10 protein-coding genes are annotated in these 13,878 nt (G+C 40.8%); 7 read left to right on the top strand and 3 right to left on the bottom strand.

Translation table 11 applies throughout. The features are described 5' to 3' along the window. Window positions 1-62 precede the first annotated feature (62 nt). The 3 genes from ABD873_RS09025 (at window position 63) to ABD873_RS09015 (ending at window position 4,782) form a co-directional block, all read left to right on the top strand. Window positions 63-953: an EamA family transporter gene (locus ABD873_RS09025; protein WP_345067542.1), complete on the top strand. Its 891-nt coding sequence runs from the start codon at window positions 63-65 to the stop codon at window positions 951-953. 690 nt (window positions 954-1,643) lie between these two features. Next, on the top strand, window positions 1,644-2,057 hold the full coding sequence (locus ABD873_RS09020) for an HYC_CC_PP family protein (protein ID WP_039053154.1): 414 nt from the start codon (window positions 1,644-1,646) through the stop codon (window positions 2,055-2,057). A gap of 88 nt (window positions 2,058-2,145) precedes the next feature. Next, window positions 2,146-4,782, top strand: a complete 2,637-nt coding sequence (locus tag ABD873_RS09015) for a TonB-dependent receptor domain-containing protein (protein WP_345067539.1) — start codon at window positions 2,146-2,148, stop codon at window positions 4,780-4,782. Window positions 4,783-4,806: 24 nt separating this feature from the next. Here the strand turns inward: ABD873_RS09015 and ABD873_RS09010 are convergent, their stop codons facing one another. From ABD873_RS09010 to floA, 3 genes are all read right to left on the bottom strand, one after another. Further along, complete coding sequence (locus ABD873_RS09010; RefSeq protein WP_345067537.1) at window positions 4,807-5,397, bottom strand: Maf family nucleotide pyrophosphatase; 591 nt, start codon at window positions 5,395-5,397, stop codon at window positions 4,807-4,809. A gap of 7 nt (window positions 5,398-5,404) precedes the next feature. Beyond that, the gene (locus ABD873_RS09005; RefSeq protein ID WP_039053956.1) at window positions 5,405-5,923 is read right to left on the bottom strand and encodes a KdsC family phosphatase; all 519 of its coding nucleotides are present in this window, start codon (window positions 5,921-5,923) and stop codon (window positions 5,405-5,407) included. A gap of 303 nt (window positions 5,924-6,226) precedes the next feature. Next, window positions 6,227-7,207, bottom strand: a complete 981-nt coding sequence (floA, locus tag ABD873_RS09000; RefSeq protein ID WP_039053958.1) for a flotillin-like protein FloA — start codon at window positions 7,205-7,207, stop codon at window positions 6,227-6,229. A gap of 238 nt (window positions 7,208-7,445) precedes the next feature. Between floA and ABD873_RS08995 the strand changes: the two genes are divergently transcribed. Genes ABD873_RS08995 through ABD873_RS08980 form a run of 4 tightly spaced genes read left to right on the top strand, consistent with a single transcriptional unit; the run spans window position 7,446 to window position 13,872 of the window. Next, window positions 7,446-10,871, top strand: coding sequence for a hybrid sensor histidine kinase/response regulator (locus ABD873_RS08995; protein ID WP_345067532.1), 3,426 nt, complete (start codon window positions 7,446-7,448; stop codon window positions 10,869-10,871). Then, window positions 10,859-11,692 (top strand): CheR family methyltransferase, encoded by an 834-nt coding sequence (locus tag ABD873_RS08990; RefSeq protein WP_345067529.1) that lies wholly within the window; start codon window positions 10,859-10,861, stop codon window positions 11,690-11,692. The genes ABD873_RS08995 and ABD873_RS08990 overlap by 13 nt, the downstream gene beginning before the upstream one ends. Beyond that, window positions 11,692-12,258 (top strand): chemotaxis protein CheB, encoded by a 567-nt coding sequence (locus ABD873_RS08985; RefSeq protein ID WP_345067526.1) that lies wholly within the window; start codon window positions 11,692-11,694, stop codon window positions 12,256-12,258. Before ABD873_RS08990 ends, ABD873_RS08985 begins: the two co-directional genes overlap by 1 nt. 9 nt (window positions 12,259-12,267) lie before the next feature. Next, on the top strand, window positions 12,268-13,872 hold the full coding sequence (locus ABD873_RS08980; protein WP_345067523.1) for a response regulator: 1,605 nt from the start codon (window positions 12,268-12,270) through the stop codon (window positions 13,870-13,872). Window positions 13,873-13,878 lie beyond the last annotated feature (6 nt).

Raw genomic sequence — 13,878 nt, 5'->3', positions numbered from 1 at the left:
GAAGTTAAGAAAATAGCATATTAATGACCAAATTAATCGTTAATTCTTAAGACCTTTGTCGTATGAAGAAATTTAAAGGAGCTCTTGCTGTGTTCTTCGGAGCAGCAAGCTTTGGTATCCTCTCTACCTTTGTAAAAAAATCGTATGCTGCAGGCTTCTCCTTAGGTGAGGTTACCGGAATCCAAGCCTTGTTGGGAATGCTTCTATTGTGGGTGATGTATTTCCTCACTTCTGCAAAAAAATCTTCTTCCCAACGTTTCAGCCGCACGACACCGTCCTGGAAAATTATCGTTGCGGGATTCTCCACCGGGATTGTCAGCATCATCTATTACAAGTGTGTACAGCTGGTGCCAGCCTCCATAGCTATAGTACTGTTGATGCAGTTTATATGGATGAGTGCACTGATTAACTATATCGTGTATAAGCAGAAGCCCAGCACCCGCCAGGCGTTAGGCATCATAGCCATACTCTTCGCTACAGTCTTTGCTACAGGAGCCATGGAATCTTCTTTCTCCGACCTTTCGCTGTTAGGTATATGCTTCGGTCTGTTGGCTGCCTTAGCCTATTCGATTTTTATCATCGTAAATGGAAAAGTAGGAAACGACTACCCTCCTGTACAAAAAAGTGCGCTGATGGTGACAGGGGCTGCCATCCTTATCTTCACTACGCTGCAGCCCTTTTCCCTTTTCGACCCTGAGACAGATATGCTGATTTACCAATATGGTCTTCTGTTGGCCGTTTTTGGGACGGTACTTCCTCCTTTCCTTTTTGCCTACGGTATGCCCAAAATCGATATTGCTCTGGGAAGCATACTCAGTGCGGTAGAACTACCCGTGGCTGTTGCTATGTCGTACTTCGTACTGCACGAAAAAGTGTCCGGCATACAATGGGCAGGAGTAGCAATGATCTTAGGGATCGTGGTATGGATCAATTATCCTAAAAAAATCCGATAACTATCATTAGCGGACTTCTTAGATTTATTGCAGCTGAGAGGTCAACCTAATAGGAAAGGGATGCTGCCAAAAAGTTTTCTTTTATCCATCACATCCCTTTCCCTTTATTACCTTAACTTTTAAGGTGGGTGTCATTTCGATAAGACGAACAAAATCAGGGACGGAAAGGGCTTGGGATACCTATGAGAGGAGGGCTTTGCTTCTTTACAACAACCGATACGATGTCTTTACCGTCTCTCTTACCTAGAAAAGGTCAATACAGCTTCCTAAGACCGAACACTTACTACCAATAAAGAAGTCTTTATTGCTTTCCATGAAATCTTCTCCGCTTATTGCGCTCTATACTTTTTATTTCGCTTTCGTATCCTATATCAAGTCACTCTTTACTGAAAAGGATATTTCTTAAATACATCATGACAGTGACTTTAAGGGTTGAACGCCATGCTACTATCATGATGTATTTAAAGACTGTTTACCACTATTGCGGAAAAAGGAAGTTGTTAGTGTAACTTCGACATGATTTTAGAATAAACTTTTGTTAGGATAATTCCTGCGATGCATAAGGCTATAATGCCCAATACCGCAAAAGATTGGTCATGAAAAAATAGTTCCATCATAACTTAGGTTTTTATAATTGAAATATATAAAAAATTCATTTAACTTTACATAGGAAATTTATATAAAAAATTGATGAAAAGAGTCTTAGCTATATTAATGAGTGTGATGTTCTGTTTCGTCTCTATTGGAGGGAACATCTACGTTCATATCTGTAAAGACTCCTTCATCTTAAGTTTCTATGAAAAGTTATCTCCAGAATCCTGTATCTTCTGTGCAGAAACACACAAACATCACGAAGACCACGACGGCCACTGCCATGGCGAATGCAAGAATGAGGTGGTAAAAGTTGACCAGCTCTCACATAAAGATTACAACAGCTCTTCCTTTCTCATAAAGCTGACCCCTGCCATTCTTTCATTACCATGGATTGCCCTAGACTTTAAGGTCACTGATACATTCCATAAAGCTGTTTTCACAAATTATCTTTATGCATCGATAGATTCTTCACCCCCTATCTATATCAAAAACTGCATTTACAGAATTTAGGATTTCATTTATATAAGTCGCATGCAATATGACGGCAGGAGATGCCTATTGCATATCTTTCTTATGGTTGTATAAATGAAATCAAACTATGGACAAAATCATAAAAGTATTATTATTATTCTGTACAATATTTCAATTTTCTTACGCGCAGACTGATAGCACAGCAACGTTTGACGTGGCAGGAAATTGTGGTCTATGTAAACAAAGGATCGAAAAAGCTGCAAAAATAAAAGGCGTAAACAGCGCCGTATGGGACGTAAAAACACGAAAAATAACCGTTTCCTATAACTCCAATACTACACTTTCTGCCATACAGAAGGCTATTGCAATGGCTGGGCATGACACACCATTACATCGTGCGCCAGACGAAGTGTATGAAAAGCTGCATGAATGCTGCCTCTACGAAAGATTAGGAGAAGACCATGAACATGATGAAGACGATCATGACCATGAGCATCATGGCCATAAAGGAGAAGACCACAATCATTATCATAATCACGGAAAGGGCAGAAAAGAAACATCCGACCATCACAACCACGAACACATCATCACCGGTGTAGTAGTCAATGAGGACGACAAAGCTTCACTTACTCCTATTGCAAATGTGAATATTCGTTGGCAGGAAGGCCCCAAAGGACAAACGACGTCCAACGAGAGCGGTGTCTTTAAAATCAAGCATAATGAAGGCAACAAACATCTCGTCTTCACTGCCGTAGGCATGCAGCCTGTAGTCATAGAAGTAAAAGATCTGCATGAGGTATTGGTCATCCACGCTCAAAACAATGTGTTGTCGGAAGTGGTAGTGTCACGTCGAAAAAAATCCAACTATATCAAAGCGCTCAATGCCAACCGCGTCGAAGTTCTTACGGCATTGGAGCTATTCAAAGCTGCATGCTGCGACCTCAGCGAAAGCTTTGAAACAACAATTTCTGTGGACGTGGTAAGCAGCGATGCCGTGACAGGAAGCAAACAGATACAACTTTTAGGTCTCAGCGGCATCTATACCCAACTTACAGTAGAAAACCTTCCGGGCCCCAGAGGATTTGCCTCTCCACTGGGATTAAACAGCATCGCCGGAACATGGATTGAGTCCATCGACATCAGCAAAGGTATTGGCTCCGTAGTAAACGGTTACGAAAATATGGCCGGACAAATCAACGTCGAACTTAAAAAGCCGCACACTTCGGAAAGATTATTCTTCAATGCCTATGCCAACAACATGGGACGTACAGACCTCAACCTCAACTTGGCTCAAAAGATCAACGACAAATGGTCTGTAGGTCTCTTGTTACATGACAACTTCATGTACAACAAAGACATGAACTTCAGTCACAATGGTTTTAGGGATGTCCCTGTAGGTAATCTCTTTTCCGGTATAAATAGATGGCACTTCGAAAACGGCAAAGGTCTTATCGCCCAATTTGGGGTTAAATACCTAAAAGACAAGCGTACAGGAGGGCAAACATCTTTCAACAAAGAAGACCGTGGAAGCAATGCCATCTACGGACTAGGTTTCGACAACGAAAGAATTGAAGGATTCGGAAAAATAGGTTATGTATTCCCCGAAAACCGATATAGAAGTGTAGGGCTGCAACTTTCTGCTTCCAACTACAATCAAGACAGCTACTTTGGCTTAAGAGACTACAGCAATAAGCAAACCAACGGATATGCCAACCTTATATTTCAAGATATCCTAGGAACTATTGATCACAAATATAAAGTGGGAGTCTCCGTATCCTACGACAAATACAAAGAAAATATTGAAAGCCATGATTTCGGGCGTACAGAAACAGTTACGGGCGTATTCGCAGAATATACCTATAGTCCTACGGAAAAATTCGACTTGGTGGCAGGCCTTCGCCAGGACTACAATTCTCTATACGGATGGTTCACAACCCCACGCTTTGTAGTCCGATACAATCCTTTTGAAGGTAATACCATCCGTATCAGCACGGGAAGAGGACAACGTACCGCAAACATCTTTGCCGAAAACATAGGTATGCTAGCTTCTGCCAGAACTATAGACTACGCAAACTTGCAATCTTCCAACTCGGCATATGGTCTTAAGCCGGAAGTTTCGTGGAATACAGGAATTACCTTGGATCAGGATTTCAAACTTTTCGGCAGAGAGTCTGGAATTGCCATAGAGCTGTTCCACAACAACTTCGAAAATCAGGTAGTCATAGACTGGGAAAATCCACGTGAAGTAAATATCTACAATCTGGATGGCAAATCGTATTCCAACAGCTTACAGGCCGAATTCCGGTTCATGCCAGCCCGCCACTTTGAAGCACGCTTTGCATACCGTCTGCTCGATGTAAAAACGGATTATAAGAAGGCTGGTACATTAAGTAAGCCTTTGACTGCAAAACACAGAGGATTTATGAACTTAGCATACAACCTGCATAGCGGATGGAGTTTTGACTATACATTTAACGTAGTAGGAAAAAAACGTCTTCCATCAACTATAGATAATCCTACAGAATACCAACTTGATAGCTACTCTCCGGCATACATCACCATGAATGCACAGGTGAGCAAGTCTTTCGGCAAGGATAAAAACTTCAGTATCTATGTTGGTGGGGAAAACCTTACCAATAAATATCAGAAAGATCCTATTCTTGCGTTCGACCAACCTTTCGGACAGTATTTCGATACAAACCTACTATGGGGTCCTTTGACAGGAAGGATGTTCTATACAGGTATTCGATATCATATCAAATAAAAAAGGAGGCTTAAGCCTCCTTTTTTATTTGATTAATTTTTTTAGTTCCTTATAAAGCCGAACTGTTGGTAGCCCCATGACATTTTCATATGATCCTTCGATAGATATAACTGCTGCACGACCTATCCACTCTTGAATACCATAGGCTCCTGCCTTGTCAAGCGGCTTATATTTCGCTATATAGTAACGGATTTCTTCGTCCGTCAGACTGTCAAAATATACCTTTGTTTTTTCCGTAAAAGACACTCTCTTGCCTTCATAAGCCATAGCTACTCCGGTGTATACATCATGCGGTTTCCCGGACAAGCTCTTAATCACCTCAAAAGCTGCCTGCTCAGATACCGGCTTTCCCAACACCTGATTTTCTGAATCTACTACCACAGTATCCGCAGCAATAACCAAAGATGAACTAAACTCTTCTGTATCAAAAACGGAAAGCTTTTTCAACGCTAACGATTCTGCCACCTGATGACTAGGAATATCGGAAGGAACCGATTCATCAACACTATTGACAATCACCTCAAAATCAATATCCAAAGCTGCTAACAGCTCCTTTCGCCTTGGTGACTGTGACGCCAACACCACCCTTATGTCCTTCAATCTATCCAATAACATATTTCTCTCAAACGCTAGGAACAAAAATATCATTATGCCACTTACCCTGTAATTTCAGGATTTTCTCTAACACTTCACGTACCACGCCCTCCCCTCCTTTACAGCGTGACACATAATGAGATATGGCTTTGATTTCCTCTACAGCATCGGCCGGAGCTACAGCTACCCCCACCTTCTGCATACAAAGGTAATCCGGCATATCATCACCGATAAACATGACTTCCGTTGGAGCTAGTTGATAACGATTCATCACCTCTTCTAGCACAGACCATTTATCGTGAATTCCCAAATAAGTTTCCTTGACACCCAAGCCCTCGAATCGGGCTTTCACTCCTAAAGATTTGGCCCCTGTAATCACCACAATAGTGAGCCCCTGTTTTACGGCATACTGTATGGCATAACCATCTTTAACATGGAATGTGCGCAGCTGATGGCCCTCTTCCGTGACCAAAATTTTGCCGTCTGTCAAAACCCCATCAACATCCAGCACAACACATTTAATAGTTTTGAATTTAGTATAAATCATATAGACAGCAAAATTAATTATTTCAAATTTAGGAAAGCAATTTTTAGAAATTTATTCAATAGCGACAGCTATTTATCACGATTTACAAGAAAAATCACAACAATGTCAGAAACTAGTTGTTTTCACAACTTTCTCTTCTAAAAGACTTGACGGGAGTCAAATCTTGATGTAACTTTGTCTCAACAATACGGAAGTAGTAAGCCCGATTGTTCATAAAGTAGTCTTTTCATAATTTAGGTTTATAATTGGTTAGTAGCAAACCTTGGTGCCCATCACCAAGGTTTTGTTTTTTATTATAAACCTCTATCCATTCTTTTCATCACCTTTAGGATTAGAGATCGAGTTTCTCATATCAGTATCGGCTTGGAGATTTTTCAGACGGTAATAGTCCATAATACCGAGGTTTCCGTTTCGGAAAGCTTCCGCGATAGCCATCGGTACCTGTGCTTCCGCCTCAATCACTTTGGCTTTTGCTTCCTGTGCTTTGGCTCTCATCTCCTGTTCGTTAGCCACGGCCATAGCTCTTCGCTCCTCGGCTCTTGCATTAGCCACTTTAAGATCTGCCTCCGCCTGATCTGTCTGCAGTTTCGCTCCTACGTTCTCGCCTATATCCATGTCAGCGATATCGATAGACAAAATCTCGAAAGCAGTACCCGAATCCAAACCTTTGGCCAAAACGGTTTTAGAAATTCTATCGGGATTTTCTAACACTTCCTTGTGATCCGCAGATGAACCTATAGTGGTCACAATACCTTCACCTACACGTGCCAGTATGGTTTCTTCCCCTGCACCCCCCACCAGCTGATGGATATTGGCACGCACCGTAACACGCGCCTTGGCGATAAGCTGAATACCATCTTTAGCCACTGCCGCTACCGGAGGGGTATTGATGACTCTAGGGTTTACCGAAAGCTGAACCGCATCAAACACATCTCTTCCTGCTAGGTCGATAGCCGTAGCAAGCTTAAAATCCAAAGGAATGTTGGCCTTATCCGCCGAAATTAAAGCTTTTATAACTTTATTTACATTTCCACCCGCTAAATAATGGGTTTCTATTTCGTTTGTCGTAATAGTTAGCCCCGCCTTTGTCGAAGTAATCATAGCATTGGTTACCAAAGCCGGTGGCACTTTTCTCAAACGCATCAACACCAAATTCAAAAGACTAATTTTTACATTGGACAGCTGCGCCGTAAACCATAAATTGATAGGCAAAATATAAAGTAAAACGGCTAAACCTATTACCGAACCGATAATGGTGAGGATTATAGTAACTTCTGTGTTCATCATCTTGCCTCAATCTTGTTTTAAGTTCCCTAAAGATATTAATTTATTTTATTTTATTGGAAAAAATTGATAAATTCAGTTATTTTAGTATAAAAGCACTAAGAAAACATTAAAACACCATTAATCTATTGGTATAGCAATTAAAATAGGGACTATCGCGTGCCGAAATAAGTATATTTTATTTAAAATTTCTACTTTTGGGCAAGCTTAAGAGACCTTATCGGCGAGACAATTTTCTATGGATACTTCAAAATACCGCAATCAGATTTTCAGCAGTATAATCATATCAATAATTATTACTATAGCTTCTTCAGCGTATTTGTTTAGCGAGTTAAAAAATTATTTGAAAAGAAACGACAACATTCTTAATAACGCACAACAGCAGCTGGAAGTAGCCCGTGATCTGAACAGCAGACTTTATAAGTTGACCCAACGACATATAGATTATATTAGGAATCCTTCCTATGAGCTGAAAGCACAGATCCTCTCCTACCATACTGATATCAAGAACGAAATCTTGCAGCTTGAGTCTTTAGGAGAGCAAGGACAGAATAAGCAGCTTTCGAAAACCATAATATCCTTTGCGCAAGATTTATTGGATGAGGATAGGATGGACTCATTAATGAAACAAGAACATACTGATGTCATATCCTTCTGGTTGGCAAAACAAGAGAAAAACATCCAGATATACAACAATTTTGTCAGCTCTATCTTCGATTTCCGTAATCAGGAATTCAACAAAAATAAAACTCATTTAGATCGTGTCCGCAACATTACTCTTTCTCTGATTATCCTGTCATTCTTCACTATTCTATTCACTTATTACCTCGTATATCAATCCTTGAAAACATTAAGGAAATCCAGACGTGAACTAAAAAAAATCAACCAGGACTTTGTAGAAGCCCAAAAGAAAATCGATGAATACAATTGGATTTTAGAGAAAAACAATGCCCTCATTGAAGAAATAAGCGGTGTTGACGACGAACGTGAAATTGCCCAAATCATAAAAAATTTTGTCAAGCAGACTTTCCCACTTCATGCTTTAGCCATTTACTTCCGAAAGGACAATTCCGACATCTTTGAACTGTATGAAGGCATAGGACTTACCACACATAAAATAGAAAAATTTACCTTCGGCGAACAGATATTGGGTCAGGTAGCTGCGACAAATGAAATTTACTTCAAGAAAATAGATAAAGATGACCAGACGAATGGACTTTCCAACTTCATTACACGAAACGATTTGTTCGTCTTTATCAACCCTCTATCCTATGAAGATGAAGTTATAGGAGTAATAGAAGTGGCTTTGGACTGCAAAGAAGAAGATCTTATCCGATATAGGGATTTCTTCCGCAGGGCGAACCGTAACCTAGCAACACGCATCCGTTTCGGACAAAACCACCGTATGGTGAGACACCTTCTCGAGGAAGCGCAGGTACAACACGAAGAGCTAGAAGCACAGCAGGAAGAATTGCGTATCACCAACGAAGAACTTGTACAAAAGACTAACCTACTGGAATCGTCGGAAGAAGAGCTTCGCGTACAACAGGAAGAACTTACCCAAACCAATCAGGAGCTTAACCGCAAAGCCGAGGAGCTGGAACTCAGAAATCAAGAGCTACATCAGGCTCAACAGCTAATAGATCAAAAAATCAAAGAAGTAGAGCAGGCCAGCAAGTATAAATCGGAATTCATGGCCAACATGAGCCACGAACTGCGTACACCACTAAACAGTATTTTGATTTTGGCAAAGCTGCTTCAGGATAACAAGCAGCATAATCTCAATGAAGAACAGATCAAGTATGCCCAAGTTATCCATGATGCGGGTTCAGACCTCCTCCAGCTGATTAATCAGCTTCTCGATTTGGCGAAGATTGAAGCAGGTCATATTGAACTAAACATAAGCGAGATTGAAGCAGAGCTTTTTGTCAAAGAGCTCCAAGAGCTCTTTAGAGCCATTGCAGAAGATAAGAACATCACTTTTAGGACTTCTATTGCCAAGAAGGTACCTAAAACCTTTCTTTCCGACGAATATCGTCTGCAACAGGTCATAAAAAACTTCCTTTCCAATGCCTTCAAATTTACCGAGCCCGGCGGAGAAGTGCGTCTGGACATACAGCTTCAATCAAACAACCTGTATTTCGATGTCATAGATACCGGCAAAGGTATTTCAAAAGATAAGCAGGATTTAATATTTGAAGCATTCCGCCAAGAAGATGGCTCCACCAGCCGTAAATACGGAGGCACAGGACTAGGACTTTCCATCAGTAAAGAACTAGCCAGTCTCTTGGGAGGACGTATAACGCTTGAAAGTGAAGTAGGAAAAGGCAGTAAGTTCACCCTAATCCTACCTTTGCAGGAAGCGGCTACAGAACCTCTTGAGACCATATCAGCGCCTCAAAATGAAGAAGAGCTTAGTGTATCATCTCAGCCGGAGAAACCTATAAAAGAAGAAATAGCAAGATTGGCAGAAACTTCCATACTTCAGCAGAAAACTATTTTGATTATTGAAGATGATGTGAATTTTGCCGATATTCTTAAAGGCTTTGCAGAAAACTATGGATTTTCAGTTATGTTGGCACACGACGGTGCCAAAGGGATAGAAATAGCAAAAACCGAACTTCCAAGTGCCATCATCCTCGATGTCATGCTTCCTATTGTCGATGGATGGGAGGTATTACGCACACTAAAAGAAGAGCCGGCAACCAAACACATCCCTATACACATGATGTCTGCAGCTACATTCTCTAAAAAAGATTTCCTAGAAAAAGGAGCCATAGGCTTCATGCACAAGCCTGTAACGGAAAAGGCTATACAGAAAACCTTCGAAGATATAAACCTCAACCTAAGCAGCTCCGTGAAGAAAATATTGCTGGTGGAAGACCAAGAGCTGCAAAGCGACCACATCAAAAATTCATTTGCTAGCCAAAATATCAATGTCATACAGACCTTCTCGTTGAATTCTGCATGGAACAAACTCAACGAGGAAAACAACATTGACTGCATCATCCTAGACTTAAGTCTGCCGGACGGCAACGGTCTTGAGCTTATAGAACGTATCAAAGAAAATAAGGAACTATCAAAAATTCCTATTATCATCAATACGGCATATGAGCTTCCTAAAGACCAATATGACAAAATCCTAGCAGACGCTAGGGCAACTATTCTAAAGTCTGACAAATCCAGTGACCGGCTAATCGATGAAGTGAACCTGTTTTTAAACAAACTACAACAGGAAAATAACATTATACACAAAGCGGAAATACCTACTGTAATACATACCAACAACCTCAATGGCAAACGTGTCCTGATTGCAGATGACGACATGCGTAATGTCTTTGCGTTATCGACAAGCCTACAAAGCTACAATATGCATATTGAGGTAGCTAATAACGGCAAAGAAGCAATAGAAATTCTAAAAAATCCGGACCATAAGATCGACATCGTACTTATGGACATCATGATGCCGGAGATGGATGGCTATGAGGCCATTCAGTACATACGCAACGTGTTAAATTACAAGGACTTACCTATTATAGCTGTTACAGCAAAGGCTATGAAAGGCGACCGGGAGAAATCTATACAGATAGGGGCCAACGATTATGTGAGCAAACCTATAGATATTGATAAACTAACTTCGTTGATGCAGGTATGGTTGGGCTAAATTCAAATCCACTTATACAATTCCAAGATCTAGAAGATATTATTTATCTTTTAAAAAATGTTACGGAGTATGACCTTTCAGGCTACTCCAAATCCTCCCTGAAAAGAAGAGTAGAAAGATTCCTTCAAGTGGAGAAAATGGATCTTGTAGATCTCAAAAATGCAATTGTGAATGTCAAAGATTTCGACAATTACTTTATCCAGGAAATAGTGGTGAATGTAACGGAAATGTTCCGTGACCCACAATTTTTTGTGTCGCTTAGAAAAAATGTCTTTCCTTACATAGAGACTTTTCCTCAGATTCGGGTGTGGAGTGCTGGGTGCGCCACCGGTGAAGAGGCATATTCTACGGCCATAATGCTAAAAGACTCCAACCTTCTTCAACGAAGTTTCATCTACGCCACGGACGTCAGCCATAAGGCGTTGGACATTGCCCGCAAAGGTGTGTATAGTACACGGAAAATCCAGTCCTACACTGAAAATTACTTACAAACAGAACTGGCAAGTGATTTTTCCAGTCATTACACGGCCATGTATGATGCCGTCATCATCAATAAAGAATACCGAGATAAAATTCTGTTCTCTACCCATAATCTTGTGACCGATCACGTATTCAACGAATTTCAACTGATACTCTGTCGCAATGTGATGATCTATTTCGATAGAGAGCTACAGAAAAAAGTCCTTAACCTCTTTTACGAGTCTTTAAGCCTGTTCGGCTTCTTATGTTTGGGGGCCAAAGAAAGTCTGTACGCCCAAGATATCAAAGAGAAATTTAAAGTCATTGACAAAAGAAATAACATTTATCAAAAAATAAAATAATGTCTACTGCGAAGGAAATCATACTGGTTGGAGGATCTGCAGGTTCTTACCCTTTGATTACGACGTTCCTTGGGCAGTTGCCCTCATATTTTGAGCAGGCCATCTGTATCGTGCTCCATCGCAATAAAAAATTTGAAACGCAGATAGAGAGCAGTTTAGCGAAAAAGTTACAAAGAAATATTACTTCTGTCTACAATAATATGAAAATCCAGAAGAACTATGTTTACTTTGCTCCGGCAGGATATCATCTGTTGGTGGAGCCTGATTACCGTTTTTCACTGGACTGCTCCGAGTATATCAATTATTCAAGACCTTCCATCGACGTTTTGTTTGAGACAGCAGCACAGATTTACAAAAAAAGCTGTACGGCATTCCTGCTGTCGGGAGCAAACGCCGATGGAGCTCAGGGTCTAGCGCTAGTAGAAGCTTTCGGAGGACGGGCCATTGTACAGAATCCCGAATGTGCAATTATAGATACCATGCCTAGAGCCGGTATAAAAGCAACCACAGGTGCTCTTGTGTGGAACGACGAACAGATTATCAGCTTTTTCAAAGATTTAAAATAATAGTTTGCGATGAAGAACATCAACCTTTTGATTCTTGATGATAGAATAGAAAATGTCATTAGTCTGGAAGCCCTGCTGAAAGATATACCCGACATCAATATCATCAGCACCACAGACCCCAATGAGGCGCTTAAACTTTGTTGGAAAAACGACATTTCCATAGCGCTTGTTGATGTTCAGATGCCGGAAATAAACGGCTTTGAATTCGTCTCCTTGCTGAAATCTAACCCTAAGACAAGCCATATCGCAGCTATCATGGTGACTGCCATATCCAAAGAGGATAAATACTTGATTAAAGGTCTCGAAAGTGGAGCAATAGATTACTTATATAAACCCTTGAATCCAGCCATTACCATTGCCAAGGTTACAACTTTCGTAAAGCATGTACGTATTCAGGAAGAGATTATTCAGAAAAATGCAGAGCTCGAACAGTCACGTATTGCACTGATTCAAGCCAACAAGGAGGCCGAACATGCACGCAAGTCCAAGGAAATATTCCTTGCCAACATGAGTCATGAGATACGTACACCCCTTAACGGCATCTTAGGAATTGTTCATATGCTCAACAGCTCTAACCTTTCGGAAGAGCAACGTGATTGGGTCAACCGCCTGAGCAGTGCCTCAAACTCCCTACTGATGATCATCAATGACATCCTCGACATCTCCAAAATAGACTCTGGAATGATGAAAATAGAGTTTGAAGACTTCAACCTCAGAGATCTTATACATGAGACGATAAACATATTCAACATCAAGGCACAGAACAAAAATATTAACCTTCAAATTGATATCGACAATCGGATTCCGGCTTTGATGTATTTTGACCCTCTGCGGCTCAAGCAGATTATCAGCAACTTTATATCCAATAGTCTAAAATTTACCGAGGAGGGAAGTATAGTCCTCTCCGTAGACCTATTGGAAAAGAAAGAGGATAACTACACCATACGTTTTGCGGTAAAAGATACCGGTATTGGCATTAAACCAGAAGTTGTAGATAAAATTTTCGATGCCTTCGAACAGGGAGATGATAAGATTACGAAAAAATTCGGCGGAACAGGTCTCGGACTTACCATTGTCAAGAAGCTCGCTGAACTCTTAAATGGATCGGTGACAGCAGATAGCGTCTATGGTGAAGGCTCTACCTTCTCCTTCATAGCAGACATCAAGGAAGCCAAAAACCAGTCTATCAAACAAAAAGAAAAGATAGAAAGCTATGCCAACTTTGAAAAATTATCGGACTTCAAGGTATTGGTAGCTGAAGATAATGACCTAAACAGCTTCATGCTCTCTCATATGCTCAAAACGTGGAACTGTGAGGTCACCATTGTCAAAAATGGACGCCAAGCTCTCAATGCTTTGGAATGCCAAGATTTTGATCTCATACTCATGGACACCCATATGCCCGTGATGAGCGGGTTCGAAGCTATTATGGAAATCCGTAATCATCCGGACTCTCAAAAAAGACGAATCCCTATTTTCACGGTTTCCGCATCCGTCATGGAACACGAGCAAAAGGCAGCCATCGATGTGGGCGCCGACGAAGTAATCGCAAAACCATTCGATCCTGCAGACTTGTATAATAAGATTGTCAATATTTACAAAAATAGACAATAAATTCCG

This window comes from Sphingobacterium thermophilum, assembly GCF_039541675.1.
GTDB classification, from domain to species: domain Bacteria; phylum Bacteroidota; class Bacteroidia; order Sphingobacteriales; family Sphingobacteriaceae; genus Sphingobacterium; species Sphingobacterium thermophilum.
Note: the sequence above shows the minus strand (reverse complement) of the source record. Positions and strands in the feature narration are given on the sequence as shown.